The following is a 25,380-nucleotide window of genomic DNA, read 5'->3' as shown; positions in this document are numbered from 1 at the left end:
CTGAAGCCCTGGGTTGCAGTGGCGATCGGGCTGAGGCGTTGCCGCCGGGGACCCCGCCGCGTCCGCAGGCGGCGCGATTCGCCCGACGTTGCGCTGTTTGCTTCACCTGGGCGAATCACATCTCAGCGAGGTATTCCGTCAAATATAGCGGGTATCGTAGAGTCGATTGATATTTTCGAGCTATTTCGGCGCGCGAATCGAGAGTTGCGGCCGATTTTCGCGTTGGAATCCTGCTGCTTTGACACAGATCAATGCCCCGTCCCGTTCCGTATTTACTCTGTGTGCGGATGCATTCCTGTCATCCTGAAGTCATGGGATTGATTTTTATTTCGGGTGGCGCATCTTACCGTAGATTGTGTTGGGGGACGCAGGGATGTCAGAGATCGTTCAGCAGCAGCCGATTGAAAACCGGCCACGGTCGCGGCGCGCGGAGCTCATTACCTTCCTGGTGCTCGCCTTCGGCATCTGGCCGGTCGTCGCCGTCGGTGTGGTCGGCGGCTATGGCTTCCTGGTCTGGATGCTGCAGATCGTCTTCGGCCCGCCGGGCCCGCCCGGGCATTGAGGTGAGCCATGGGTGCGGAACCTCTCTCACGCCGTGAACTCTTCACCGGCCGCGTTGCCGCAAAGCCGGTGCGCATCCGGCCGCCCGGTGTATCCGAGCTGAGCCTTCGTGCCTGCACCGGCTGCGGCGCCTGCACTGAACGATGTCCGACCGGCATAATCCGTCTTGCCGACGGCCTTCCTTTCATCGATTTCGCGCGCGGCGAATGCACCTTCTGTGGCGCCTGCGCGGAGGCCTGTCCGGAGCCGGTATTCGCCGAGACGGACGTGCGGCGCTTCCCCCATGTGGCCGCCATCACCGACACGTGCCTGGCGCGCCGCAATGTCGCCTGCCAGTCCTGCGGCGAAAGCTGTCCCGAGCAGGCCATCCGCTTTCGCCCTGTCATCGGCGGGCCGTTCCTGCCCGAGATCAACGAGGCCAAATGCACCGGCTGCGGCGCCTGCATCGGCGGCTGTCCGGTCAGCGCGATCGCGGTCAAGGCACTGGAAGCGGAGGTGGCTCATGTCTGAGGCCGCAACGGCAAAGGCGGGCACGCCCTATCACATATCGAGCGCCGTCGTCGCCACGATGCCTCAGAGCACCGAGGCGGTGATCGCGACGCTTCAGGGAATGGAAAACGTCGAAATCCATGGCCATGGCGGCGGCAAGATCGTCGTCGTCATCGAAGGCGGAAGTACGGGCGCGCTCGGCGAATGCCTGTCGAGGATCTCGCTGCTTGATGGCGTGATCTCGGCCAACATGGTTTTCGAGCATGTCGAAATGGAAGAGGAAAGGCAGGAGCCATGAGCGGAGAACTGACGCGGCGTGACATTCTGAAGGCCCATGCGGCCGGCATCGCCGCCGCCACGGCCGGCATTGCGCTGCCTGCGGCCGCACAGCCGGTGCCGGGCGGCGTCGGCGCGCTGGAGATCAAATGGTCGAAGGCGCCGTGCCGCTTCTGCGGCACGGGCTGCGGCGTGATGGTGGGCGTGAAGGAAGGCCAGGTGGTCGCCACCCACGGCGACATGCAGGCGGAGGTCAACCGCGGCCTCAACTGCATCAAGGGCTATTTCCTCTCCAAGATCATGTATGGCAAGGACCGGCTGACGACGCCGCTGCTGCGCAAGCGGGGCGGCGTCTACGCCAAGGACGGCGAGTTCGAGCCGGTGAGCTGGGACGAGGCCTTCAATGTGATGGCCGAACAGGCGAAGAAGGTCCTGAAGGAGAAGGGGCCGACGGCGGTCGGCATGTTCGGCTCCGGGCAGTGGACGATCTTCGAGGGCTATGCCGCGACCAAGCTGATGCGGGCGGGTTTCCGCTCCAACAACCTCGACCCCAATGCCCGCCACTGCATGGCTTCCGCCGCCGTCGCCTTCATGCGCACCTTCGGCATGGACGAGCCGATGGGCTGCTACGACGATTTCGAGAACGCCGATGCCTTCGTGCTCTGGGGCTCAAACATGGCGGAGATGCACCCGATCCTCTGGACGCGCGTCGCCGACCGGCGCCTCGGCCAGCCGCATGTGCGGGTCGCGGTGCTTTCGACCTTCACCCATCGCAGCATGGATCTCGCCGATATCCCGATCGTCTTCAAGCCGGGCACGGATCTGGCGATCCTCAACTACATCGCCAACCACATCATCGAGAGCGGTAAGGTCAACGAGGACTTCGTCAACAAGCACACCAAGTTCGCCCGCGGCGTGACCGATATCGGCTATGGCCTGAGGCCGGACAACCCGATCGAGGTCAAGGCCGCCAATTCCAAGGACCCGGGCAAGACCGAGCCGATCGATTTCGAGGCGTTCAAGGAATTCGTTTCGGAATACACGCTGGAAAAGACCGTCGAGCTGACCGGCGTCGAGCCGGAATTCCTGAAGCAGCTTGCCGAGCTCTATGCCGACCCGAACCGCAAGGTCATGTCGCTCTGGACCATGGGCTTCAACCAGCATGTGCGCGGCGTCTGGGCCAACCAGATGGTCTATAACCTGCATCTTCTGACCGGCAAGATCTCCGAGCCCGGCAACAGCCCGTTCTCGCTGACCGGCCAGCCGTCGGCCTGCGGCACCGCCCGCGAGGTCGGCACCTTCGCCCACCGCCTGCCGGCCGACATGGTGGTCACCAATCCCGAGCACCGCAAACATGCGGAGGAGATCTGGCGCATTCCGCACGGCATCATCCCGGAAAAGCCCGGCTATCACGCCGTGCAGCAGGACCGGATGCTGAAGGACGGCAAGCTCAATTTCTATTGGGTGCAGGTCAACAACAACGTCCAGGCGGGACCGAACACCTCGAACGAGACCTGGCAGGGCTATCGCAACCCGGATAATTTCATCGTCGTTTCCGATGCCTATCCGACGATCACCGCGATGAGCGCCGACCTGATCCTGCCGGCCGCTATGTGGGTGGAAAAGGAGGGCGCCTACGGCAATGCCGAGCGGCGCACCCATGTCTGGCACCAGCTCGTCCAGGCGCGCGGCGAGGCGCGCTCGGACCTCTGGCAGATGGTGGAATTCTCCAAGCGCTTCGTAACCGACGAGGTGTGGCCGAAGGAAATCCTCGATGCCAGCCCCGAATATCGCGGCAAGACGCTGTTCGAGGTGCTGTTCAAGAACGGCGAAGTCGACCGCTTCCCGCTGACCGAGGTCAGCGCCGAGTACGACAACAACGAGGCCAAGGAGTTCGGCTTCTACATCCAGAAGGGCCTGTTCGAGGAATATGCCACCTTCGGTCGCGGCCACGGCCATGACCTGGCGCCGTACGACACCTATCACGAGGTGCGCGGCTTGCGCTGGCCGGTCGTCAACGGCCAGGAGACGAAGTGGCGCTACCGCGAAGGCTTCGACCCCTATGTCAAGGCGGGCGAGGGCGTGAAATTCTACGGCAACAAGGACGGCAAGGCGATCATCCTCGCCGTGCCATACGAGCCGCCGGCCGAATCCCCTGATGAGGAATACGACACCTGGCTGGTGACCGGCCGCGTGCTCGAACACTGGCATTCGGGCTCGATGACCATGCGGGTGCCGGAGCTCTACAAGGCGTTTCCGGGCGCGCGCGTCTTCATGAATGCCGAGGACGCCCGCAAGCGCGGCATCAACCAGGGCATGGAAGTGCGCATCGTCTCGCGGCGCGGCGAAATCCGCTCGCGCGTCGATATCCGCGGCCGCAACCGCATGCCGCCCGGCGTCATCTTCGTTCCCTGGTTCGACGCCAGCCAGCTGATCAACAAAGTTACCCTCGACGCCACCGATCCCATCTCCAAACAGACGGATTTCAAAAAATGCGCGGTCAAGATTCTTCCCGTCACCCTCTAGGGTTTTCTCGGCTGAGGCGGATTTGCGGAAACGTCCTGTCTCGTTGTTTCGGGGCCGTTCCAAAACCGCTTCTGACCTCCGCCGGAACCGGCCCGACGCGATCCGTCTGGATGGCGATGGCCGCCGGTGTCATGGTGTTCGTCACGACGGCGGCGGTGGCTCAAGTGGCGGAAAAGCTGGTGCCGCAGCTCGAAGGGCCGACGCCGCAGATGGCGACGGAGGCGGCCGCACCGCTGCCGAAATGGGTGGTCGACGACAAGCGCAAGATGCGCGCCTATCCCGACCAGCCGCCGGTCATCCCGCATTCGATCGAGGGCTACGAACTTTCGGTCAATGCCAACCGCTGCCTTTCCTGCCACAAGCGCGAGTTCACCCAGGACTCCGGCGCGCCGATGATCAGCGTCACCCATTACATGACGCGCGACGGGCAGATGATCGCCGACGTTTCGCCGCGGCGCTATTTCTGCACGGCCTGCCATGTGCCGCAGGCGGACACCAGCCCGCTGGTGCCGAGCAACTTCAAGGATATGAGCGAGTTGGGTTTCAAGCCGGCCGGAAGCGAGTGACGACATGATCGCATGGATCAGGAAAGCTATCCTCTGGGCCTGGGGGATCATGACGACGCCGGCCGGCACGCTGGGCCTGGGCTTCCTCACGCTCGGCGGCTTCATCGGCGGCGTGATGTTCTGGGGCGCCTTCAACACGGCGCTGGAACTCACCAACACCGAGAAGTTCTGCACCTCCTGCCACGAGATGCACGACAACGTCTACCAGGAGCTGACGCGCACCATCCACTTCTCCAACCGCTCGGGCGTGCGCGCCACCTGTCCGGATTGCCACGTGCCGCACCAGTGGACCGACAAGATCGCCCGCAAGATGCAGGCGTCGAAGGAGGTCTGGGGCAAGATCTTCGGCACGATCAACACCAGGCCGAAATTCCTCGAGAAGCGGCTGGAACTGGCGCAGCACGAATGGGCGCGCATGAAGGCCAACGACAGCCTGGAATGCCGCAATTGCCATTCCTCCGTCGCCATGGACCTGCAGAAGCAGACACAGCGGGCGGCCGAGATCCATACCCGCTACCTGCTTTCCGGCAAGGCCACCTGCATCGACTGCCACAAGGGCATCGCGCATGAACTGCCCAACATGGAAGGCATCGATCCCGGCTGGAAGATGCCGCCGGAACTCGAAGGCAAGAAGATGGCGGGCCAGACGCCGATCGACGATCTCCGGCAGGCGCTGGCCGACCTGCATACACAGGCGCAATAAGGCGCCGCGGCCGAGACATTCGGCGGGCGACAGCGGTGACAAAGGGCCATGCCGGCGCGGCGTGGCCCTTTCTTTGTGGCTGTTGGGGAGGCTGGAGGGTGTTGCGGCCGCCGAGGCTTCCGGGACCTTTGTTCCTGGATGACTGCGATACGCCGCGCCGTCGCTTTCCGTTCGCTTCCTCAACGCCATCTTTTTTCTGAAAAAATTCGCCATCATTGTCGGCACCGTCGTTTGCCGTTCGTCATTTAGCCAGGGAGGCCAATTTGGCTTCCTCCACCGGAGCGGGATAGGAAAAAGTCCGCGCAGGCCTTTCGCCTGCAACCCGCTCGCACTAGTTGGGTTTCACCACGCCGACACCTCAGGGCTCGCAACGACCCGGACCGGCGTGACAGAGGAGAATGGACGATGCGCGTAGTGGTTTTTGTAAAGGCGACCGAGGACAGCGAAGCGGGCAAGATGCCGACGACCGAGCTTCTCGAAGCCATGGGCAAGTATAACGAGGAACTGGTCAATGCCGGCATCATGCAGGCGGGCGAGGGGCTGCAGCCTTCGTCGAAGGGCGCCCGCGTCGCCTTCGATGGGCCGAACCGCGTTGTCATCGACGGTCCCTTCGCCGAGACCAAGGAACTGGTCGCCGGCTTCTGGATCTGGACGGTCAAGGACATGGACGAGGCGATCGCCTGGGTGAAGCGCTGCCCGAACCCGATGCCGGGCCCGAGCGAAATCGAAATCCGTCCGATCTTCGAACTCGAAGATTTCGGCGACGTGCTGACACCGGAGATCGCCGAGCAGGAAGAGCGCCTGCGCGAGAGGATCGCCAAGCAGTGAAGTCGGCCTTGCTGCGCCGGATTTCGGGTTGATGGAGTTTGCCCCTCTCCTCGGATTTAACCCGAGGACTGACCTCTCCCCGCAGGCGGGGAGAGGGAGTCTGCTACGATCGTCTCGTCAGACCTCGGCCGTTTCCCGTAGAGATTGTATTAACCATGTTCGCTTACCTATCCTCAGCGGTTTCAACCGGAGTGGGGCAATGGTCAGGGCGAGCGGTTTCGTCATTTTTCTTTTTTCAAGTGTTTCGTTCGCGGCCGCTGCTGATATCGACGGTCCGCTCGTCGGGACGCAGGACGCCTATGAAGTGCCGGTGGAGCAATCGCTCGGGGGCATCGCCGGTTATATCGAAGGCTCCTACGCAGGCGGCGTCGATACGCCCGGCGATATTGATACCAGCGCCTGGGATTTGCGCGGCGCCGTGAACTTCGACGCCGGCGTCGGCATGAATCTGCAGGTCGATCTCGGCTACACGCGCGCTTCTTATGAGGATGTCGATACGAACAGCTATGACGGCGCGCTGCACGGCTACTACCGCAACGATCTCTATGCGGCCGGCGTCTTCGTTCAGGGCGCGCGCCTCGACCCGGGCATCGGCGTCGACCTCAATGATTACATGGGTGGCGTCGAAGGGGCCTATTTCCTCGACACCTGGACGCTGCATGGCGCGTTCGGCTATGGCCAGGCGAGCGTGGAAGACTTCGACGACATCGACGCCAACCACTATATGGGTTCGCTCGGCGCCCGCATTTACGCAACCGACAATTTGCGCTTCGACGTCGATGGCTCGCTCCATCGCATCAGCGAGGACGATATCGATTACGATCTGCGCAGCCTGAAGCTGACGGCGAATTACCGGCTGGAGACCGTCCCGGTCACGCTCTTTGCCGGCTACAAATATACCAACGAGGAGCTTTCGGGCTTGAACGCGTCGGTCTCCGGCGACACGAGCACCATCTTCGGTGGCCTGCGCTTCTCCTACGGTTCCGCCACGCTCAAGGAAGAAGAGCGCCTCGGCCCGGTCTGGTCCAGCAACCGACTGTCGTTCTGATCGGCTGCCGCGCAGTCCGAGGCATCCCGTGCTGCCCTGCCATGCGGGGCAGCCGCGCTCGTCCGAAGCTCACGCGAAGCCTGAATCGTACACAATGTCTAGTAGTATTCACTAGGCCATGCTAACCTCCCTCCGTCATGAGGGTTCAAGGGAGGCAAACATGGATTTGACACGTCGTGCCGTCGCTTTGGGAGGCGCTGGCCTGCTCGCAACGGTTTCACATTTACCCGCAAATGCTCTGGATGCTCCGCTGTTCGATCCGATCGAAGCGGCCGACGATTTCTGGTTGGCGGTGGACGCCTATATTTACGGCTATCCGCTCGTCACGACGGAAATCACGCGCCGTGTCATCACGAATGTGGAGCAGCCCGAAGGCAGCAAGGGGCCGATGGGCCACATCATCAAGCTGCGGGAATATCCCAACGCATCCTTCAAGGACGTGACGGCGCCGAACGCCGATACGCTCTACACGACCGCCTTCGTCGATGTCGGCAAGGAACCCTGGGTGCTGTCGATCCCGGACATGAAGGATCGCTACTTCCTGTTTCCGATGCTCGACGGCTGGACGACGGTGTTCCAGGTGCCGGGCAGGCGGACGACAGGCGACGGTGCCCAGTCCTACGCGATCACCGGACCCGGCTGGCAGGGCACCCTTCCCGAGGGCGTGACCGAGTACAAGTCGCCGACGAGCATCGTCTGGATCCTCGGACGCATCTATTGCGACGGGACGCCCGAGGACTATGCGGCGGTCCATGCGCTGCAGGATGAGTGCAAGCTGGTGCCGCTCAGCGCCTACGGCAAGGACTGGACGCCGCCGCCCGGCAAGGTCGATCCGGATATCGACATGAAGACGGCGGTGCGCGAACAGGTCAACCGGATGGACGCGGTCGAATACTTCACGCTGCTCTGCGAACTGATGAAGACCAATCCGCCGACGGCCGCGGATGCAGAGGCGGTCGCCAAGTTCGCCGAGATCGGCATCGTGCCCGGCCAGGATTTCGACAAGAGCAAGCTCGACGCTGCCTTCGTCTCGCGCATTCCCGTGACTGCCTTCCATCGCATCATGCTGCATTTCAAGTTCAGCGACGGCGACGTCCAGAACATCAACGGCTGGGGCTTTACCACCAAGACCGGCATCTACGGCACGGGCTATCTCCAGCGCGCGCTGATCACGGCGATCGGCCTCGGCGCCAATCGCCCCCACGATGCGATCTATCCGACCTCGCTCAAATCGAAGGACGGCCTGTTTGCACGCGCCTATCACGGGGCGAACAAATACGTCGTCACCTTCCCGAAGGGGCAATTGCCGCCGGTGCGCGGGTTCTGGTCGATCACCATGTATGACGACAAATATTTCTTCGTCGACAATCCGCTCAATCGCTACTCGATCAGCGCCCGGCAGGACCTCAAGACAAACCCGGACGGATCGACGGATATCTACATCCAGAACGCGTCACCCGGAGCAGACAAGGAGAGCAACTGGCTGCCTGCGCCGAAGGACAAGTTCATCCTGATGATGCGGCTCTATTGGCCCGACGACAGCCCGCCGTCCATTCTCGACGGCTCCTGGGTCATCCCGCCGGTCAAGAAGGCGTGATGACATCCACGCGCTGCCCGGCGCCTTCGAAGGAAGGCGCCGGGACGACAGCGCCGCGCGTCCTATCAGACGCGCAAAGGTCGCGGCAGCATTTTGAAGTGCTGCATGTTTTTGTCCGTTGATCGGGTGCGATCAAAGGAAACATGTGGGTAGCGCTCAGGCCGCGGGTCCGCGCTTCGGCAGGACGAGATCGACGACCGTATAGGTGTGAAACTCGCTGCGGGAGACCTCATCGAGCTTCCGGAACTTCTCCACGAACACCGGATCGGAGAAGAATTCGTCGACATTCCCGGTTCCCTGGATTGCCTCGACGTTGACGACCGTCTCGCCGTCCGTGCTCTTCGCCAGGGTGCTCCACAGGAAGCCTTCCTTGCGCTCGGCGACGTAGTGGACCACGTCCTGGATGACAGCGAAGGCTTCTTCCTGCTTGCCGGGATGGGCGTGGATGACGTTGACGACGAAGGTCGTCGGAACGGGAGACGCTGAGAAAGTAGGGGTAGGGATCGTTGTCATGGTTATCTCCATTTGAACGTCGCGGTGCATCGACCGTGACGGCATCTGGATATCGGGGGAGAAATAGCGGATAAACGAGCGGGTATTCTCATCACTTCGGAAGACATTTCCGCAATCGGCAAGCGATGGACAAGCTCGGAGCGCTCAGCATTTTCATTCAGGTCGCGGAGGCAGGCAGCTTCGTGGCCGCCGGCCATCGCCTGGGCCTTTCGGGTTCTGCGGTCGGCAAGGCCATCGCGCGGCTCGAAGACGAGATGGGCGTGCGTCTCTTCAATCGGTCGACCAGAAGCATGGCCCTGACCGAGGACGGCAGCTTCTTTCTCGACACCTGTCGCCGCATCCAATCCGAATTCGAGTCAGCCCAGGCGCAACTGTCGCGGTCGCATGCGACACCGCGCGGGCAGCTTCGTGTCAGCCTGCCTTTGGCCGGCATGCTGCTGATGCCGACCATATCGGATTTCATGCGCGCCTACCCGTTGATCAACCTCGACCTCGATTTCACGGATCGGCTGGTCGACGTTATCGAGGAGGGCTTCGATGCCGTTATCCGAACGGGCGAGGTCAAGGATACGCGCCTGATGAGCCGCAAGCTCGGGACGTTCCGGCACCGGATCGTTGCGGCGCCGGACTATCTCGCCGCGCACGGCCGACCAAAGGTGCCGGAAGACCTGCTCGGGCACCGCTGCCTCCATCACCGCTACGCGAACTCCGGCCGCCTCGAACCCTGGCCGCTCGTTCGGGACGGGCGCGAGGTCAAGCTCGATCTGCCCGTGACCACGGTTGCGAGCACACTCGAGCCCTTGATCTTCCTGGCGGAGCGCTCCTTCGGCATCACCTGTCTGCCGCCGTTCGCCGTGTCTCCGGAACTGGCGGAAGGCAAGCTGGTATCGTTGCTGGAGGATTGCCTTCGCGAAACGGGCACATTCCGCGTCCTGTGGCCGACCAACCGATATCTCTCGCCAAAGGTCCGTGCCTTCGTCGATTTCATGGCCGCGAACCTGTTTGCCGAGTGACGGCGGCGCCGCGCGGCCGGCGCCTCACATTATTCCAGCCGTTGCTAAAGCGCGGCAAATGGCGGAAGCTTCGTCCACGCCCCTCGGGCCATGTGAGCCGGAGCAGATGCAGACCATGACCGAAGCCTCTACCATCCAGCCGGCCTATCGCGGTGATGCCAGGATCTGCCGCGGATGCTGGGATCAGATGCATGTGCCGATCCCCATTCGCGGGCCGCTGGCGCTGCCGTTTCGCGCCTTCGGCATTACCCGCAGCAAGATGAACCCGAACATCTGTACGATCTGCGAGCGCTCCTTCCGTTACGTCAAGAAGCAGAGCCATGTGGCCGCGAGCGCGACCATCCTGTTTGCCGACATCCGCGGCTTCACGCACCTTTCGGAGCAGATCGAGCGGGTCAGGCTCAGCGAAATCGTCAGCCTGTTCCAGGATCGCTGCGCTCAGGCGATCTGGGCGCATGACGGCATCGTCAACAAGACCATGGGCGACGGACTGATGGCGATCTTCAATTTTCCGATCGTCAGGAAGGACCACGCGCAAGCCGCGATCCTGGCGGCACGGGAGATCCAGCGTCTGTGCGCGGCAGCACTGGGCAGCCTGCAGCTCGACGCGCTCCAGGGCCAGCCGCTCGGCGTCGGTGTCGGCATCCATTCCGGTGATGTCGAGATCGGCGAATTCTCGAGCTTCCGCAGCGATTTCACCGCGATCGGCGGCACGGTCAACCTGGCCTCCCGGCTCGAATCCCAGGCTGAAGCCGGCGAGATCCTGATTTCGCCCGAGGCCGCCGCCGAGGCCGAGGCGCTGATCGCGGGCGCGACGACGCGCCTGCTCGTGCTCAAGGGCATCGACCAGCCGGTCGAGGCAAGGGTGCTCGCGACGCACTGATCGGCTGCGCAGTCGGGATCTGGAGGGAGCCTGCTGCCATCGCCGTCGGCGGCTGGCTAGGCCCAGAGGTCGCGCACGCAGCGACCGTCCGATGGCAGATCCTCGAAGGTGTCGAAGCCGTCGAAATGGTCGATCGGCAGGTCGGCGACCAGCTCCGGCGGCGCCAGCCTGAGGTTGACGGCCATGCGTCGGCGGCCGCGTTCGTCGAGATGCAGGCTGCGCCAGGCGACGACGCCGGCGCAGGTCGGGCAGAACAGGATTTCCAGCGACGGGTTCTTCTCGTCGGCGCGGACGTAGGAGGTGGTCTTCCCGGCAACCGTGATCCGTTCGCCTTCGTAGTCATAGGCCCAGAGCGTGCCGTAGCGGCGGCAGAGCGTGCAATTGCAGGCGGTGATCGAGCCGGGGTCGCCTTCCAATGTCCATTTCGCATTGCCGCAATGACATGTGCCTTCGATCATGGCCGCATCGATCCCGCTGTTGACGTGCCGGGATACTGCGCCGATCGGGCGGCGCCTGCAATGGTGGCCGGCGCCTGCCAAACAGGGCTTGCGCCTGCGCTGACAGCGATCTTCAAGGGGGCGGTTATCTGCGGAGATTCGGGACGCAATGCTGGAACGATGGCGGCGATGTGACGTTCCCGGTAAGCTGAAACGTCCCGGCACGGCTATCGGCCCCGCTGCCGAGGTCTCGTCGAGAAGGGAGCGCCCGATGACCAGCGCGCACCACCAAAGCCAGAAACAGATGAAGGCCGAGCTGGAAGACAGCAAACGGCTGCAGGCCATCAGCCTCGAACTGATCAAGGACGGACGACCGCAGGCCGTCTACGAGACGATATTGGATGGTGCGGCCGCCATCATGCGTTCGCAATTCGCCAGCCTGCAGATGCTGCGTGCCGATCGGGGGGACGGCGGAGAGCTGTGCCTGCTTTCCTATCGCGGCTTCAGCGAAGAGGCCGCGCAATTCTGGCATTGGGTCAGCGTGGACCAGGCCTCCACCTGTGCGCTCGCCCTTCGCACCGGGCGGCGGGTCGTCGTTTCGGACATCGAGGCTGCCGAGTTCCTGCAGGATACGGCGGACCTGGCCTACTATCGGCAGACCGGAATCCGCGCGGTGCAGACCACGCCGCTCCACTCCCGGGTTGGAACGCTGATCGGAATGTTGTCGACCCATTGGCGACATGTGCACGCCCCGACGGAGCGCGAGCTGCGTCTGCTCGACGTGCTGGCACGCCAGGCGGCCGACCTGATCGAGCGCGAGCGGGTGGCGACGGCGCTTCGGACGAGCGAAGAACGGCTGCGGACGGCGGTGGAGGTCGGCGGTCTGGGGCTATGGGACTGGAACGTCCTGACTGGAGACGTGCATTGGAGCGACGCGCACTTCCGCATGCTGGGTTACGGCGCCGACGAGGTGACGCCCAGCTATGAACGCTGGTCAGCGCGCATTCATCCGGATGACCGCCTGGAGGCGGAGGCCGTGCTGCAGCGCGCGCGGGAGACGCACAGCGAGTTCGTCACGGAGTTTCGCACCCTGCATCCGAACGGCACCGTTCGCTGGCTGCACGGCCGCGGCCGCTTCTTCTACGACGAACAGGGACAGACTGTGCGAATGGTGGGCGCGATCACCGACACCACCGAGCGGCGGCAATGGGAAGACCGCCAGAAGGTGCTGGTCGCCGAGCTGCAGCACCGCACGAGAAACCTGATGGCTGTCGTGCGGGCCATAGCCGAAACCACCGCCCGCAGAAGCAAGGACCTGCTGGATTTCAATACGCATTTCGGCAGTCGCCTGTCCGCGCTCGGCAGGGTCCAGGGCCTGCTTTCGCGCCTCAGCGACCAGGAGAGGGTCACCTTCGACGAATTGGTCCGGGCGGAGCTGGCGGCGGTTGACGCGGATATGGGCCGCGTGCGGCTCGATGGTCCCGCCGGCGTGAAGCTGCGTTCGTCGACCGTTCAAACGCTGACGATGGCCCTGCATGAGCTGGCGACAAATGCCGTCGAATACGGAGCCTTGGGGCAGGCCGGCGCCACGCTTTCCGTCCGCTGGCATATCGAAGCCGGACCGGACCGAAAACCCTGGCTCCACATCGACTGGCACGAAAACGGCGTGCGCATGCCGCCGTCGGCCGCCAGGAGCGCCGGACACGGGCGCGAGCTGATCGAGCGGGCGTTGCCCTACCAGCTCGAGGCGAAAACCAGCTTCGCCCTCGGGCCGGATGGCCTGCGCTGCATCATCTCCATGCCGGTCTCCGAGCTGAACATGGCACGATGAGAATTGCCTTCCGGGATTGCGGCGGGGACGCGTCCTGACGAACAGCCGTGCAGGCCAGGCAAGGGCGTGGGGAGCTAAGGGCATGGGGCTTGCCGCACCGTGCCGCCTGGTGTTAAGTGCCGCTATCGCGAAAAGCGACTGCTTCCCTTGATCCGCTGAGCGGCGGAGTAAACAGGTGGACGAATCGGCGTCTACAGCGCCGCGCGTCTAATCAGACGCGCAAAGGTCGCTGTAGAACTTTGAGTTGCTGCATGTCTTTGTCCTTAAATCGAGGTCGATTTAAGGAGACATGCAGTAGGCAGTCAAGCACACGCCATCCCTGCCTCGTTGAGCACGGATCGGCCAGCGTTTCCAGAAAACCTCATCGCCTGCATCGTCAGGTCACCCAATCGCAAGGCATCGGCGCCTGTCGGCGTGCGCGTGCTTGCGTCGATCGGAACGCATCATGAAGAAATCCCTTACCGTCATTTTCACTGCCATCGTGCTCGATGCCGTGGGCATCGGCCTCATCTTTCCCATCCTGCCTTCGCTGCTTAAGGAGGTGACCCACACCGAAAACGTGGCGCCCTATATCGGCACGATGACCGCGCTCTACGCGGTCATGCAGTTCATCTTCGCGCCGGTGCTGGGGGCGCTCAGCGACCGGCTGGGCCGTCGGCCCGTGCTCTTGATTTCGCTGGCCGGTGCTGCCGTCAACTATCTGTTCCTGGCCCTTGCGCCCGATCTCTGGATGCTCTTTGCCGGCCGCGCCATCGCCGGGCTGACGAGCGCCAACATGTCGGTTGCAACCGCCTACATCACCGACATCACGCCCGAGGACAAGCGCGCCCGGCGCTTCGGCCTGTTCAATGCCATGTTCGGCATCGGCTTCATCATCGGTCCCGTTCTCGGCGGGGTCGCCGGCGATCATTGGCTGCGGCTGCCCTTTGTCGCCGCGGCGGTGCTGAACGGCTGCAACCTGGCTCTGGCGTATTTCGTGCTGCCGGAATCGCGAACACCGAGCCGCGGGAAGATCGATCTCGCCGCGCTCAACCCGCTTCGGCCGCTGCGCTGGGTGTTCTCGGTAAAAAGCGTGCTGCCGATCGTCTTTCTCTTCCTGATCTTCAGCGCCACGGGCGAGGCCTACGGCACCTGCTGGGCGCTCTGGGGCAGCAAGACCTTCCAGTGGAACGGGTTCTGGATCGGCCTTTCGCTCGGCGCCTTCGGCATCTGCCAGACGCTGGCCCAGGCGTTTCTTCCGGGACCGGCCGTAAAACTCTTCGGCGCGCGCGGCGCCATCCTTGCGGGTGTCGCCGGCGTGTGCCTCGCCTTGACCGTTATGGCCTTTGCGACCGAGGGCTGGCTGATCTTTGCCATCATGCCTGTCTTCGCGCTCGGCGGCATCGGCGTGCCGGCGCTGCAATCGCTCGCGACCCGGCAGGTGGACGAGAGCCAGCAGGGCCAGTTTCAGGGCGTGCTGGCCTCGGCCGTGAGCCTCGCGTCGATCATCAGCCCGCTTGCATTTTCCAGCATCTATTTCGCCGTCCGCGAACAATGGCCGGGTGCGATCTGGCTTTCGGTCGTCGCCGTTCATCTGCTGGGCGGGCTGCTGGTTCTCGGCCTGCGGCCGACGAAGCCGGTGGCGGCCTCCGTCGCGTCGTAGTGCGGAGCGGGGGTGGTCACGTGGATGTGGATGGGACCGCGATGGTCCCATCCGCGCCTAAGCGGGACGCTGTCCCGCGGGCTATTTCGACGTGCGATCCAGCCGCATCACCTTTTCCTCGCCGAGGATCATGCCGGTCTCGCGGAAGCCGAAGCGGTGATAAAGGGCGTAGGCGCGGGTGTTTTCCGGGTAGACGCCGAGATAGATGTCGCCGCATTCGGGGATCGTGGCCATGTGTTCGATGAGGGCGGCAAGCGCCTTGGCGCCATAGCCCTTGCCCTGGTGCCGGGCGTCGATCATCAGGCGGTAGATCCAATGGTTGCCGTCATCCGGATCGAGCGCATACATGGCGAAGCCGACCGGCGCGCCCTCGGCCATCACGGCAAAGCCGACGCATTCGGGGCGCTCGGCGAGTTCTTCCAGCGACTCCTCGTTGCTGGCGATGAAGTCCATCTGGTTTTCGTGAACGTCCAATTTTCGGATGACATCGGCATCGACGGCATCGATTGGCAAAAGTGTAATCGTCATTCGTTTCCTCATGTTCGACGCCCGGTGCCTGCGTTTGGTGCGGCGCTCGTAGTGTGCCCCTCATCCGCGCGGTGAGGGATTTGCCCCTCATCCGCCTGCCGGCACCTTCTCCCCGCCTGCGGGGAGAAGGGATGCTGTGGCGACCGCCTTTGTCCATCTCCAGCGTTTGCAGGCCGGGCCAATCCTGCCTGTTCGCAGCCTTGGGCAATGGGCTACGGCGAGGCGGGACGCTTGCCGTTTTCCCTCTCCCCGCCTGCGGGGAGAGGGGGAGGGTGAGGGGCAGTGCTTGGCGGATGCGCGCGGTATGGCGTTCAGCCGGGCAAAGGCGTCAATAACAATTTGATTTATAAATGGTTTCTGTTTCGGCCGAATCCGGCCTCGACAACATTAGCGCGGGAATCCGGAAAGGCGAGCCCTTGTCGGCGGGATGTATTGCGGGAACATTGCGGCCCGCTCACGGGCGGCATCTCCGTCCGCTCCTGCCGGATCAGACCTCTTCCAGAATGCGCGGCTCGGGCGCGCCGGTCCATTCGAAGGTGATGGTGCGGCCCTGGCGGATATTCTGGATGACCGAGGGGCGGAAGACGGCGAGGCATTCGCCCCCGGGGTCGCGGGCGGAGGGATAGATCAGGCCGTTGCCGCCTGCGGCGAGGATGGTGGCGGCGAGCGCCTGGCCGGCGGGGTAGGCGACCGCCGTATCGGCATCGAGATAGGCGGCACCCCTTTCTCCGCGCACATCATGAAAGCGGCAGGTGAAGCCGGCGATCAGCTCGCGGTAGCGGCCGATGTCATGGAAACTGCCGGCTTCGCGAAGCGCCCGGGTGCGGTGGTAGACGATCTCCGCCTGGCAGGTTTGAAGCGCCCGCGGGCCGAAGGCGCAATACCAGGCGCCGCGCTCCTCGCCGTTGAAGCGGTTGCCCGGCGGGCGGGCATGGCAGAAGGCGGCATTGATCAGCGACCAGCCATAGCCGAAGGTCTCGTTCAGGAGCTCGGCCGGGTCGACGCCGACAGGCAGGGCAAGCGGGCTCAAGCGCGCCGAGGTCATCGCCTCCAGCCGGTTGAGGATCTCGATCTCGTCGTCATCGTCGGCCAGCGGCTTGACGGCGGGCTCGGTGATATAGGCGGTCGAGATCAGCCGGACGGTCGCCGGCTCGTTGAAATCGATCTCCGGGATCATCGATTGGGTATTCATAGGCCGCCGCGCAGGCCGTCGAGATAGCGCCGCACCTTCAGCATCACGGGAATGCCGCCCTCGATCATCAGATCGACCGGCGAGTGGCCATTGAAGAGCGGACCGGTGTTGACCGCCTTCGGCCATTGATAGGTGAGCGGGCCGTTGAAGAAGAGGCGCAGACCCTTGAAGATGCCGACGATCAGGCTGGCGCGCATGCGCTTGTCCTGGTCGAGCTTGCCCTTGAAGTCACCGGCCTTCATGCGGTTCCAGGTGGCGATCGGCACATCGAAGAGCTGCGCCGCCTCCTTGTTGGTGAGGTTCCAGAGGTCGCAGGCTTTGACCACGGCCTTGACGATCACGGCTTCCTCATGCCGGGCCGCTTGTCTGTCGGGCGTAAAAGCGGGTTGAGCGCTGGCCATGATCGTCTCCTATGCGGTGACTTCGCGTATCATATGATATGAAATGGTGATGTTGGGTGGGAAGTCAAGGGGCGATGGTGGCCTTTGCTGTGCGGGGTGCTGCCGGAGGGGCATCGCCACCGAGGCTCGCTTTGCATCGGATATTTTCCTGCATGTGCGCCTCTGTCGTGAACCGCCTTCTCGTCAGCTTTGCCCCTCACCCTAACCCTCTCCCCGCAGGCGGGGAGAGGGGACGTGGGCGCCGGCGCGGCCACCGTCTTGCTTGGCTGCCGACAAGGATGATGACAGACAACGGTTGGTGTGGCTCGAGCGGGTGCCGCGAGTCTCCTTCGCCCCGCATGCGGGGAGAAGGTGGCCGGCAGGCCGGATGAGGGGCGGCCGCGAACCGTGAAGGCAGTCGGCAGGCCGGATGGGGGGCAGCCGCTTTCCCCAAAGCTACCCTAAAGATGCGGCCCGAGCAGCGACAGGTCCGCCTCGCCGAGCCTATCCTTGGCGGTCCAGAGCTGGTGCCAATAGGGGTAGATCACCGGCGGCAGGCTGACGGCGTCGAGCAGTTCGCGCTCCTCGTCGGAGAGCTTCAGGTTGGCGGCGGCGAGATTGTCCGAGAACTGGGCCTCGGTGCGGCCGCCGATGATGACTGACGTGACGCCCTTGCGGCCGATCAGCCAGGCGAGCGCGACCTGCGCCGGGGAGACGCCGCGTTCGCCTGCAATCGCCACCAGCATGTCGACGATCTTCCACAGCCGCTCCTCGTCGCGGATCGGCGGCTCCTTCCAGCCGGCGAGCTGGCGGGTTCCTTCCGGCGTCTCGTTTCGCCGGTGCTTGCCGGACAGCAGGCCGCCGGCGAGCGGGCTCCAGACCAGCACGCCGAGGCCCTGGTCGATCGAGATCGGCATCAGTTCGTATTCGGCTTCGCGCGCTTCGAGCGTGTAGTGGATCTGCTGGCTGACGAAGCGCTGCCGGCCTTCGAGCGCGCTGATGCCGAGCGCCTTCATGATGTGCCAGCCGGAATAGTTGGAGCAGCCGATGTAGCGGACCTTGCCGCTGCGAACGAGGCTGTCGAGCGCCTCCATCGTCTCTTCGAGCGGCGTTTCGCCGTCCCATTCGTGCACCTGGTAGAGATCGATGACGTCGGTCTTCAGCCGCTTCAGGCTTGCCTCGCAGGCGGCGATCAGGTGCTGGCGCGAGAGGCCGCCGTCATTCGGTCCCGGCCCCATGGAAAAGCGTGCCTTGGTGGCCACGAGCACGCCGTTCTTGCGCTTGCCGCCGAGCACCTCGCCGATGATCTCCTCGCAATGGCCGGTCGAATAGATATCGGCGGTGTCGATCAGGTTGACGCCGGCGTCGAGGCAGAGATCGACATAGCGGCTCGCCTCCTTGAGGCCGACATTGCCGACCTCGGCAAACTTGCCGCGGCCGCCGATCGTCATCGTGCCCATGGTGATAACAGAGATTTTCAGGCCGGAACGGCCGAGCAGCCGGTATTCCATGGTCTCGGGTCCTTTTGCTGGTTCGGGCGGAGCGAACGGGGACACAAGCCTCCGTCGTGGATCAAGCCGAAGATGGCTGAGCCCGTAAGGTAGCAGCCTGTGCCGGACGGGCAAGGTGTGCAAGGCCGTCATGCCTTGCCATCGGGTGGTGCGGCTCTCGAGGCTAATTCGGCGCCAAGAACCGGCCGGAGCGTACGGCCGGCCTCGTCTCCGTCGCCTTTCCGATCGGCACGCCGCCGGCGCAGGTGAAGTAGGCGGAGGCTTTGCCCCTCATCCGCGCGGTGAGGGGCATGCCCCTCATCCGCCTGCCGGCACCTTCTCCCCGCCTGCGGGGAGAAGGGAGGCGTGGCGCCAACGTGGTCATCCCACATCTACCCTCGAATTGCTGAACTTAGATAGCGGCAGAATTTCCGGAACTTGAGATGGTGTCGTTGCGGCTCGGTCTCGTTCCCTCTCCCCGCATGCGGGGAGAGGGTTAGGGTGAGGGGCAGACGTCACCTGGAGCGAGCGTAATCGACAGCGAACGGAGCGGTGGCTTTCCGCCGCGCCTACCTCTCGAAAAACCGCGCCGGCATCAGGTTCTTGTAGGGGAACATGTGGAAGTAGGGCTGGGCTTCGGCGAGCACGCGGCGCACGGAGGCGCGTTCAAGCAGGCGTTCGAAATAGGCTGCGAGATGCGGATATTTCTCGTCGAAGGGCTCGACGATGCCACCGTAGAAGAGAGCAGGCGTGGCGGCGCAATCAGCGAGGCTGAAGGCATCGCCGGCGGCGAAGGTGTTCTCAGTGAAATGCTTGTCGGCCATGCCATAGGCAACGGCAAGGGAGGCTCGGGCGTCGCTGACGCCGCGATGGTCGTTTTCGCCGGAAGCACGCAGCGTGTCGGTGACGATCTTCTGCATCGGCACGTGGATATAGAGATCGAAGAAGCGATCCCAGAGGCGCACCTTCAGCGCCGCGTCGCGATCGTCGGGGATCAGTCGCTGGCGGCCGGGATAGTGGCGGTCGAGATATTCGATGATGATCGAGGTCTCGGGCATCACGACGTTGCGCGCGCTGTCGGTCAGAACCGGCATCTTGCCGACCGGCCAGAGTGCGGCGAAGCGGGCCGCTTCCGTGGGGTCGAGCAGATCGACCAGGCTGCTCGTGAAGGGGGTCTCGTTCTCGTAGAGCGCAATCAGCACCTTGTGGCAGAAGGACGCAAGCGGATGCTGGTAAAGCGTAAGGGACATGCAGACGGTCTCCGGTTCGGACGATTCCAATAGGGCGCTTCGATAGAACTAGCGCCACGCTTTCGGTTGTCTATATACTGATATGAAAATTAAACCGGTATAATATTGCAATCAGAATATGGCGCCTGACGACGTCGCTTGTCAATGCGTCGGGCAGCGGAACTGTGCCGAATTTGCGCAGGGCCATTTGAAAGCGCGAAAGCTGCCCTAGAATTAGTAGAGTAAGGGCGTCGCAACGCTCGGCGCCCCTGCGGCACGCGCGTCTTCATCAGACGGGCAAGGTTGGCCGCAGCACTTTGATCTGCTGCATGTCTCTGGCCTTAAATCGACGCCGACTTAAGGAGACATGCGTTGGCAATCGCGACAGGGGAGGATCGCCGATGCGCTGCTTCACGGTACTTGGGCCCTCACAGACCGGAAAAACCACGCTGGTCGAAAAGCTGGCCGGTCTGGAGGGGGCCTCCAGAAAAGCTGTTTCACCCTATGGATTGAATATCACGGAATTCGAGTTTGGCGGCGAACCCTGGTGTGCGCTCGATGCACCCGGCGGAACCGAGGCGCTCGGCCACGCGCAGCATGCGCTGATCGCCAGCGATGCCTGCGTGCTCTGCGTCTCGCCGGCGCCGGACGAGGCGGTGCTGGCCGCCCCCTATCTCAAGGTGATCGAGGCCTCCGGCACGCCCTGCATTCTCTTCATCAACCGCATGGACGAGCCGCGGGCGCGGCTGCGCGACGTGATCGCGGCCCTTCAGGACTATTCCGGCCACATGCTGCTCCTGCGCCAGGTGCCGATCCGCGAGGGCGACAAGATCGTCGGCACCTGCGACCTGATCTCCGAGCGCGCCTGGCGCTACCGCGAAGGGCAGACCTCGGCGCTGATCGAGATCCCGGATACGGTGATGGAGCGCGAGAAGGAGGCGCGCACCGAACTGCTGGAACATTTCTCCGAATTCGACGACTGGCTGCTCGAAGAGCTGATCGAGGACCGGGCACCGGCAAACGACACGATCTACGCGATCTCCACGCGGCTGCTGAAGGAGAACCGGATCATCCCGGTGCTGGTGGGTTCCGCCAGCCATGCCAACGGCATCATGAGGCTGATGAAGGCGCTGCGCCATGAGGCACCTGAGGTCGATGCGCTGCGCAACCGGCTGGCGGCCGCCGGCTCCATCGCCGAGGGCGCGCTTTCAGCCGTCAGCTTCCATGCCTACCACCGCGCCAATGTCGGCAAGACCGTGCTGGTGCGGGCACTGACACCAGGGATCAAGCAGGGCAGCTCTCTCGGCGGCGGCAGCCTCGGCTCGCTGCAGGACCCGGCGACCGGCAAGCCGCTGCCAAACGCCACGCCGGAGGAGGGCGCGATTTTCGCCGCGGTCAAGTCCGAGCATCTGCCGGTGCCGGCGCTGCTTGCCGGCAACAACACGGCCGAGGCCCCGGATTGGACCGTGCCACCGACGCCGATGCTGGAGCGCATCCTGGTGCCCGACAGCGAGCGCGACGAGACCAAGCTTTCCGGCACGCTCGCAAAACTCGCCGAGACGGACCGCGGGCTCGTGGTCATGCAGGAGGAGGGAACCGGCGCGCAACTGGTCTGCGTGCAGGGGCCGATGCATCTGCGCGATCTCTGCAAGACGCTCGCCGAGGTCTTCCATGTCGGCGTCACCGACAGGCCGCCGAGCCCGACCTATCGCGAGACGGTGCTGAAACCTTCCGACGTGCATTACCGCCACCGCAAGCAGACGGGCGGCGCCGGGCAGTTTGCCGACGTCAAGCTCAGCGTGCATCCGAATGAGCGCGGGACCGGCTTCTCCTTCGCCGAGACGGTGAAGGGCGGGGCGGTGCCGCGCAACTTCATCCCGGCGATCGAGGCCGGTGCGCGCGAAGCGATGGAGAAGGGCCCGCTCGGCTTTCAAGTGATCGATGTCGGCGTGACGCTGACCGACGGCCAGCACCATTCGGTCGACAGCAACGACTTCGCCTTTCGGGCGGCGGCGAAGATGGGCGTGCGCCAGGCGCTGTCGCAGGCGTCTGCCGTGCTGATGCAGCCGGTCATCCGCATCGAGATCCACATCCCCTCGATCTATTCCGGCAGCCTGGTGCCGATCGTCTCCACCTACAAGGGCCAGGTGCTCGGTTTCGACCGGGACGAGACCGCCAAGGGCTGGGACATCTTCCGCGCACTGGTGCCGGGATCGGCGCTCGACGATCTCGCCCGGGCGCTGCGCGCGGCGACGCAAGGGATCGGCTATTTCTCCAAGAGCTTCGACCATTTCGAGGAGCTCTACGGCAAGGAGGCCGATGCGGTGATCCACGCGCATGGGGCGCAGCACGCGGGGTGAGGGGCGGTTAACGCAGGCGGGTTGCGTGGCAATTGCCGGCGACCCCCGTCTGCATGGGCAGCTTCTGCGTCCCCACCGGCATCAAGTGGAAATGTCGCTAACCATCGCAACGGCAGCTTTGCGCCATGAGCGGCCATTGCGGTAATGCAAGAATTCCCAATTCGCGACGTCGCAAAAATGTCGGATGCAGACCTGTCGCTTTAATCGGGGACCTTGCGGGAAACGCAAATCTTTGTGCTCGGCGGTCTCCCTGTTGAATCGCACGCAACCACCCGTGAGCCTCTCCCGACAGGACGGCGAGCCAAGTCGCCTCTACCTCCGATAGAAGATTTTCAAGATATTTACCGTTCTATGGTAGTGTCCCGTCATTCCCATCGAAAGGGCTGGAGCTGCCATGAGAAATCCATTCCGCCGACAGCCACCCTCTTCCGAAGCCGGCGCGCTCGCCTATGGCGATGAGAAGTTTTTCAAACTCGAACAGTTCCGTACCGACGCGCGTATCGCCAAGCAGGTTCCCGTGGTCCGGGGAGAAGCAGGACATGGTTGGTACGGGGGAGAGCCGAGGATGCCCTCCTATTTCTCATGGCCGGTCGGACCGGACGGCGAGCCGCTGATTTTCGTGGCGCAACTGGACTGCCGTGCGTTTCCCGCGAGGTTATGGGGCGGTGTGGGCCCGCGGGAGGGATGGCTGCTGTTCTTCATCGGGCACACGTCGTACATCGAGCCCGATTATTACGGGCAATCCTTTCCGGTTCGGGTGCTGCACACATTGGAACTCGGCCCCGAACAGCCACAGCGCTTTATCGGTGAGGTCGAATGGCTCACAAACTACCCTAAAAACCTCTCGGGCAATGCCCCCGTCATGCTGCCGCGATGGCCGATCACTATCTACGAGCACGAAACGGAAGCGGAAGAACGCTACAAACGGTTCGTTGGCACGGGAGGTTGGGACGATCAAGGCCGTCCGGCACCTTCTCTATGTCGCTGGCCGGGCGGGGCGGCGGGAAACCCGCTGACGGGGGACGGAGTGGCACTACTCTTCGAGGCCTTACGCAATCGGCTCGACAAAGTCGAGCAGCGCAATGATGACCTTCTGCAGAAATTTCACAAGCAGATCGCCGCATTCGAGGCCTGTCAAGCCGGCGCTACGACGGACATAAGCGATGCCGACCAATTCCAATTCGAATATACCGTGGCCAAGCACCGCCTTGATGAAGTCGCTGCAACGCGCGCGCTGAACAGCGCTGCCCGCACGCGGCTCGAAGCAGTCATTGCCGCCCATCCGGCCGAACGCCATCCTGAACTTCTTTCCCCGGCTGATTGGCAGGGCCTGTCAGACGAACTGGCAGCCATCGAATTCGCCGATGTCGAAGAGCTTCATGTCGTCTTTGCCGTTTCGAGGGTGTTTGGCGAATCCTACAGCGAGCAACGCTTCGAACTGGAGCAGGCTACGAATCTTGAAGACCTATGCCGAAAAGTTTTCGCAATTTCATACAAGATCAGTCGCGTCGCCAAGAAGCTGGACAATGCGGCCTCTAACCGTGTTCACCTGCTGAACAGCCGCAGCAACATGACGGCACAAGCACTCGCATTTCAAAGCGCGTGTCTGGAGTACGCGGAAAAGACACTTGATCAGGCCCAACGCTACGCAGCCGCCGCAAAGAGCGCACATAAAGAGCTGCATGCGCTGGCAGTGCGATTGTGGAACGCGAACACCTCCCTGGAATCTTCGGCCTATGAGGCGCGGGCTCTTGTCGCCGGCATCGTCGTCATGGATTTCGAGTTTGTTGAAATATCCAAGGGAAGATCGGCAAGGCAGGATTACGAGGTTCGAATGCGGAGCTTGATCGACACGTCCGGCAGCTTCGATCGGTGGTCGATAGACCTGGAAATCCATCGGAAATTCCACGCCCGGTTTCTTTACTGCGCCGATCCGCTCAAGCTCCCTGAGCCGGTTCGAGCCCATTTTGAACCCATCTGGTCGTCGGCTGCGCTCGATCGCCATGACGGAATGGGAGGGGTGCCCCGATGGGAATGGCATTCCCTGAAATACTTCAATGCGCCAATGTATTACGATGCCCGCGATCGGAAGCGATTTCTCAAGGAGAACGCCTTGATGGCGCCCGAATACATCATTGATCCACCCTTTGACAGGGACAACGCAGTTCTCCTGCAGCTATTCCCGGATGCCATTTTCAACTGGCGCTGGGGTAATCACCTGACACTGATCGTTCCGCGCCATGAACTGGCACAAGCCAGCTTCGAGAACATTCGCGCCATCGTAAGCGGTTGAGCGCCGCCTGTTGTCGTTCGCTAAGGACCATCTAAACCGCCGGTGAATATATGTCGCACAAATCGGTTCTCAGAGGTCGGCTTTTCGCGACCGCCTTCTCGGAGTCCGCAGTCCGCCTTGGCCCAGCACCGGAGATTCCCGCCGCCATCGGTGAAGGGCAGCTTCGGGCCGACGGCAGACGATGGCCCAACGCTGAAGCGCGCCAAATTGAGACCTGCCAAATTGAGACCTGACTGAGATCTCCTGTGCGTGACGGACTCTCTTACGCGAATCGGATCGCTGTTCTCACGCGCGCCTTTGCCGCTACTTCCTCGCGATTGCGAGGAGGTTGAGAAATTTCCAGCGAATCGAGCAACTCGCGGACGCATGCCGCGATCGAACCGACCGCGCGCTCGTTCACGGCCTCATTGCGCGCCAACACGTCGTTTCTGGCAGCGGAGGTTCGATCCGCTGCCAGCCATGTTTCAACCGGTGGCCTGCTTATTTTGCCGGTGGCTTGTAGGAAGATGCGATTTTGCCGGCCTTCTCTTGCGCAGCCTTGAATTCCGCGCCCGTGAAGGCTCGCACGGTTTTGACATTCGATACCGCTCCCGATGCGCCAACGACGAGAAGTGCGGGGATCAGGTCAGCACCATCGTCGAATTCCGTGATTGCCATCCAGTCGGTTTCGCCGGTCGTGACGTAGAAAGAATGCAGTTTCCCGCCCGCTGCTTCCATGATGTCACGGGCCGCCATTTCTCGGTTCGATGGATTGTCAACCATTCCCTTCGCTGACGTGGCTGTATAGCACCCTGTGGTTACGAACAGTGGCATAGCACATCCTCCCTCGATAATTGGGCAGATCAGGTGATCTGCCGAATACTCACTATCTCAAAAAACGTGGTGTTAGACGAGCGTCGGACCGCAGAGCGCTACTGCGTGTTTCCTTGAATCCTAGCCGATTTAAGGACAAAAACATGCAGCAGCTCAAAGTGCTACAGCGACCTTTGCGCGCC

The 25,380-nt window shown here is 63.1% G+C and carries 22 protein-coding genes and 2 pseudogenes; 15 read left to right on the top strand and 9 right to left on the bottom strand.

Annotated elements, in window-relative coordinates; all coding sequences use genetic code 11:
- Positions 1-373: 373 nt before the first annotated feature.
- From napE to QM996_RS09775, 9 genes and pseudogenes are all read left to right on the top strand, one after another.
- Positions 374-562 carry a periplasmic nitrate reductase, NapE protein gene (napE, locus tag QM996_RS09815; protein WP_500267309.1) on the top strand — a complete coding sequence of 63 codons (189 nt, stop codon included), beginning with the start codon at positions 374-376 and terminating at the stop codon, positions 560-562.
- Positions 563-570: 8 nt separating this feature from the next.
- On the top strand, positions 571-1,071 hold the full coding sequence (napF, locus tag QM996_RS09810; protein ID WP_500267308.1) for a ferredoxin-type protein NapF: 501 nt from the start codon (positions 571-573) through the stop codon (positions 1,069-1,071).
- A pseudogene (locus QM996_RS09805) lies at positions 1,064-1,370 on the top strand (chaperone NapD). Before napF ends, QM996_RS09805 begins: the two are co-directional and overlap by 8 nt.
- Entirely contained in the window at positions 1,345-3,852 is a 2,508-nt protein-coding gene (gene napA / locus QM996_RS09800) for a nitrate reductase (protein ID WP_500267307.1), read from the top strand. The pseudogene QM996_RS09805 and the gene napA overlap by 26 nt, the downstream one beginning before the upstream one ends.
- A 110-nt stretch (positions 3,853-3,962) precedes the next feature.
- The gene (locus QM996_RS09795) at positions 3,963-4,418 is read left to right on the top strand and encodes a nitrate reductase cytochrome c-type subunit (protein WP_500267306.1); all 456 of its coding nucleotides are present in this window, start codon (positions 3,963-3,965) and stop codon (positions 4,416-4,418) included.
- 4 nt (positions 4,419-4,422) lie between these two features.
- Positions 4,423-5,121 carry a cytochrome c3 family protein gene (locus QM996_RS09790; protein WP_500267305.1) on the top strand — a complete coding sequence of 233 codons (699 nt, stop codon included), beginning with the start codon at positions 4,423-4,425 and terminating at the stop codon, positions 5,119-5,121.
- A gap of 405 nt (positions 5,122-5,526) precedes the next feature.
- A complete protein-coding gene (locus QM996_RS09785) occupies positions 5,527-5,949 on the top strand; it encodes a YciI family protein (RefSeq protein ID WP_500267304.1) in 423 nt (140 codons plus the stop codon).
- A 199-nt stretch (positions 5,950-6,148) separates the two neighbouring features.
- On the top strand, positions 6,149-6,997 hold the full coding sequence (locus QM996_RS09780; protein WP_500267303.1) for a hypothetical protein: 849 nt from the start codon (positions 6,149-6,151) through the stop codon (positions 6,995-6,997).
- A 160-nt stretch (positions 6,998-7,157) separates the two neighbouring features.
- The gene (locus QM996_RS09775) at positions 7,158-8,594 is read left to right on the top strand and encodes a DUF1254 domain-containing protein (protein WP_500267302.1); all 1,437 of its coding nucleotides are present in this window, start codon (positions 7,158-7,160) and stop codon (positions 8,592-8,594) included.
- A 156-nt stretch (positions 8,595-8,750) separates the two neighbouring features.
- Here the strand turns inward: QM996_RS09775 and QM996_RS09770 are convergent, their stop codons facing one another.
- On the bottom strand, positions 8,751-9,107 hold the full coding sequence (locus tag QM996_RS09770) for an antibiotic biosynthesis monooxygenase (protein WP_500267301.1): 357 nt from the start codon (positions 9,105-9,107) through the stop codon (positions 8,751-8,753).
- A 125-nt stretch (positions 9,108-9,232) separates the two neighbouring features.
- Between QM996_RS09770 and QM996_RS09765 the strand changes: the two genes are divergently transcribed.
- Both QM996_RS09765 and QM996_RS09760 read left to right on the top strand, forming a co-directional pair.
- On the top strand, positions 9,233-10,120 hold the full coding sequence (locus QM996_RS09765; RefSeq protein WP_500267300.1) for a LysR family transcriptional regulator: 888 nt from the start codon (positions 9,233-9,235) through the stop codon (positions 10,118-10,120).
- A gap of 115 nt (positions 10,121-10,235) precedes the next feature.
- On the top strand, positions 10,236-11,003 hold the full coding sequence (locus QM996_RS09760) for an adenylate/guanylate cyclase domain-containing protein (protein WP_500267299.1): 768 nt from the start codon (positions 10,236-10,238) through the stop codon (positions 11,001-11,003).
- Between the two features lie 56 nt (positions 11,004-11,059).
- Here the strand turns inward: QM996_RS09760 and QM996_RS09755 are convergent, their stop codons facing one another.
- Complete coding sequence (locus QM996_RS09755; RefSeq protein ID WP_500267298.1) at positions 11,060-11,461, bottom strand: GFA family protein; 402 nt, start codon at positions 11,459-11,461, stop codon at positions 11,060-11,062.
- A gap of 250 nt (positions 11,462-11,711) precedes the next feature.
- Here QM996_RS09755 and QM996_RS09750 point away from each other — a divergent pair, with 250 nt between their 5' ends.
- Positions 11,712-13,271 (top strand): sensor histidine kinase, encoded by a 1,560-nt coding sequence (locus QM996_RS09750; protein WP_500267297.1) that lies wholly within the window; start codon positions 11,712-11,714, stop codon positions 13,269-13,271.
- Positions 13,272-13,716: 445 nt separating this feature from the next.
- Complete coding sequence (locus QM996_RS09745; RefSeq protein ID WP_500267296.1) at positions 13,717-14,913, top strand: TCR/Tet family MFS transporter; 1,197 nt, start codon at positions 13,717-13,719, stop codon at positions 14,911-14,913.
- An 81-nt stretch (positions 14,914-14,994) separates the two neighbouring features.
- On the opposite strand, the gene QM996_RS09740 is transcribed toward QM996_RS09745, so the two are convergent.
- The 5 genes from QM996_RS09740 to QM996_RS09720 all read right to left on the bottom strand — a co-directional run bounded on the left by QM996_RS09740 (position 14,995) and on the right by QM996_RS09720 (position 19,753).
- Entirely contained in the window at positions 14,995-15,441 is a 447-nt protein-coding gene (locus QM996_RS09740) for a GNAT family N-acetyltransferase (protein WP_500267295.1), read from the bottom strand.
- A 487-nt stretch (positions 15,442-15,928) separates the two neighbouring features.
- On the bottom strand, positions 15,929-16,633 hold the full coding sequence (locus QM996_RS09735) for an RES family NAD+ phosphorylase (RefSeq protein WP_500267294.1): 705 nt from the start codon (positions 16,631-16,633) through the stop codon (positions 15,929-15,931).
- Positions 16,630-17,034 (bottom strand): antitoxin Xre-like helix-turn-helix domain-containing protein, encoded by a 405-nt coding sequence (locus QM996_RS09730; RefSeq protein ID WP_500267293.1) that lies wholly within the window; start codon positions 17,032-17,034, stop codon positions 16,630-16,632. The genes QM996_RS09735 and QM996_RS09730 overlap by 4 nt, the downstream gene beginning before the upstream one ends.
- 440 nt (positions 17,035-17,474) lie before the next feature.
- Positions 17,475-18,524: an aldo/keto reductase gene (locus QM996_RS09725; protein ID WP_500267292.1), complete on the bottom strand. Its 1,050-nt coding sequence runs from the start codon at positions 18,522-18,524 to the stop codon at positions 17,475-17,477.
- 548 nt (positions 18,525-19,072) lie between these two features.
- Positions 19,073-19,753, bottom strand: a complete 681-nt coding sequence (locus QM996_RS09720; RefSeq protein ID WP_500267291.1) for a glutathione S-transferase family protein — start codon at positions 19,751-19,753, stop codon at positions 19,073-19,075.
- 380 nt (positions 19,754-20,133) lie between these two features.
- On the opposite strand from QM996_RS09720, the gene QM996_RS09715 reads away from it, so the two are divergent.
- Positions 20,134-22,092, top strand: a complete 1,959-nt coding sequence (locus QM996_RS09715; RefSeq protein WP_500267290.1) for an elongation factor G — start codon at positions 20,134-20,136, stop codon at positions 22,090-22,092.
- A 394-nt stretch (positions 22,093-22,486) separates the two neighbouring features.
- On the top strand, positions 22,487-24,385 hold the full coding sequence (locus QM996_RS09710; protein WP_500267289.1) for a YwqG family protein: 1,899 nt from the start codon (positions 22,487-22,489) through the stop codon (positions 24,383-24,385).
- 262 nt (positions 24,386-24,647) lie between these two features.
- Here the strand turns inward: QM996_RS09710 and QM996_RS09705 are convergent.
- Positions 24,648-24,797 (bottom strand): annotated as a pseudogene (locus QM996_RS09705) (DUF2277 family protein); the annotation flags it as partial.
- Positions 24,798-24,865: 68 nt separating this feature from the next.
- A complete protein-coding gene (locus QM996_RS09700; RefSeq protein WP_500267288.1) occupies positions 24,866-25,198 on the bottom strand; it encodes a GYD domain-containing protein in 333 nt (110 codons plus the stop codon).
- Between the last annotated feature and the right edge of the window lie 182 nt (positions 25,199-25,380).

It is taken from the genome of Sinorhizobium chiapasense, assembly GCF_045277575.1.
GTDB lineage: Bacteria > Pseudomonadota > Alphaproteobacteria > Rhizobiales > Rhizobiaceae > Ensifer > Ensifer chiapasense_A.
Note: the sequence above shows the minus strand (reverse complement) of the source record. Positions and strands in the feature narration are given on the sequence as shown.

Coding starts and splice junctions, on each gene's coding strand:
- QM996_RS09710 (WP_500267289.1), top strand. CDS start 22,487: ATGAGAAATCCATTCCGCCGACAGCCACCCTCTTCCGAAGCCGGCGCG.
- napE (WP_500267309.1), top strand. CDS start 374: ATGTCAGAGATCGTTCAGCAGCAGCCGATTGAAAACCGGCCACGGTCG.
- QM996_RS09755 (WP_500267298.1), bottom strand. CDS start 11,461: ATGATCGAAGGCACATGTCATTGCGGCAATGCGAAATGGACATTGGAA.
- QM996_RS09780 (WP_500267303.1), top strand. CDS start 6,149: ATGGTCAGGGCGAGCGGTTTCGTCATTTTTCTTTTTTCAAGTGTTTCG.
- napF (WP_500267308.1), top strand. CDS start 571: ATGGGTGCGGAACCTCTCTCACGCCGTGAACTCTTCACCGGCCGCGTT.
- QM996_RS09770 (WP_500267301.1), bottom strand. CDS start 9,107: ATGACAACGATCCCTACCCCTACTTTCTCAGCGTCTCCCGTTCCGACG.
- QM996_RS09715 (WP_500267290.1), top strand. CDS start 20,134: ATGCGCTGCTTCACGGTACTTGGGCCCTCACAGACCGGAAAAACCACG.
- QM996_RS09750 (WP_500267297.1), top strand. CDS start 11,712: ATGACCAGCGCGCACCACCAAAGCCAGAAACAGATGAAGGCCGAGCTG.
- QM996_RS09725 (WP_500267292.1), bottom strand. CDS start 18,524: ATGGAATACCGGCTGCTCGGCCGTTCCGGCCTGAAAATCTCTGTTATC.
- QM996_RS09765 (WP_500267300.1), top strand. CDS start 9,233: ATGGACAAGCTCGGAGCGCTCAGCATTTTCATTCAGGTCGCGGAGGCA.
- QM996_RS09795 (WP_500267306.1), top strand. CDS start 3,963: ATGGCGATGGCCGCCGGTGTCATGGTGTTCGTCACGACGGCGGCGGTG.
- QM996_RS09790 (WP_500267305.1), top strand. CDS start 4,423: ATGATCGCATGGATCAGGAAAGCTATCCTCTGGGCCTGGGGGATCATG.
- QM996_RS09720 (WP_500267291.1), bottom strand. CDS start 19,753: ATGTCCCTTACGCTTTACCAGCATCCGCTTGCGTCCTTCTGCCACAAG.
- QM996_RS09785 (WP_500267304.1), top strand. CDS start 5,527: ATGCGCGTAGTGGTTTTTGTAAAGGCGACCGAGGACAGCGAAGCGGGC.
- QM996_RS09760 (WP_500267299.1), top strand. CDS start 10,236: ATGACCGAAGCCTCTACCATCCAGCCGGCCTATCGCGGTGATGCCAGG.
- QM996_RS09775 (WP_500267302.1), top strand. CDS start 7,158: ATGGATTTGACACGTCGTGCCGTCGCTTTGGGAGGCGCTGGCCTGCTC.
- napA (WP_500267307.1), top strand. CDS start 1,345: ATGAGCGGAGAACTGACGCGGCGTGACATTCTGAAGGCCCATGCGGCC.
- QM996_RS09735 (WP_500267294.1), bottom strand. CDS start 16,633: ATGAATACCCAATCGATGATCCCGGAGATCGATTTCAACGAGCCGGCG.
- QM996_RS09730 (WP_500267293.1), bottom strand. CDS start 17,034: ATGGCCAGCGCTCAACCCGCTTTTACGCCCGACAGACAAGCGGCCCGG.
- QM996_RS09740 (WP_500267295.1), bottom strand. CDS start 15,441: ATGACGATTACACTTTTGCCAATCGATGCCGTCGATGCCGATGTCATC.
- QM996_RS09700 (WP_500267288.1), bottom strand. CDS start 25,198: ATGCCACTGTTCGTAACCACAGGGTGCTATACAGCCACGTCAGCGAAG.
- QM996_RS09745 (WP_500267296.1), top strand. CDS start 13,717: ATGAAGAAATCCCTTACCGTCATTTTCACTGCCATCGTGCTCGATGCC.